A 616-nucleotide genomic window follows, 5' to 3' on the forward strand; every position below is an offset into this window, starting at 1 on the left:
AGGTAATTATAATGCTTAATTATATTAAAGCTGAGCTTTATAGAAATTTTAACAGATTATACTATTGGAGCTTTGTAGTTATAATATCCGGTTTAGGATTATTACTTAATATATTGATGAAGGCCACAAGTGTTAATGCTAATATGGATCTTTCAGAATTAATGTATATAGGTATTCAATCAATTAATTTACCACTATTTCTAGTTTTAATGATGATTGACATTGTTACAAGTGAAGAAAATAAAAATTTGACTTTGAAAAATGCTGTATCATTTGGTATAACTAGAAACAGAATTGTTTTATCAAAGATAATTGCTACAGTTGTTCTATCTACTATAGCAGCATTTATTATACTAACTGTCTTTTTAGGAAGTGGAGCAATGCTGTTTGGGCTTGGTAAGGACTTTTCAATAGATATAGTTAAAGATTTTTCACTAAGATTACTAGTAGCACTCCCACTATGGATTGGAGGAATATCTGTAGGCACTTTTCTAGGAATTGTATTTAAAAACAATACAATATCTAGCTTTGTTTACTTCGGAGTATTCTCTATGACTGGTAATATTATTAGTCTACTTTCAGTAATTGTGTCTCCAAAACTTATGAATATTAATAA

At 28.1% G+C, this 616-nt stretch carries 1 protein-coding gene; it reads left to right on the forward strand.

Translation table 11 applies throughout. The features are described 5' to 3' along the window. On the forward strand, positions 1–616 hold a 616-nt coding region (locus tag KQI11_RS13035; RefSeq protein ID WP_216402426.1), incomplete at both ends, for an ABC transporter permease subunit.

It is taken from the genome of Acetanaerobacterium sp. MSJ-12 (assembly GCF_018917875.1).
Classification (GTDB): Bacteria; Bacillota; Clostridia; order Oscillospirales; family Ruminococcaceae; genus Bittarella; species Bittarella massiliensis.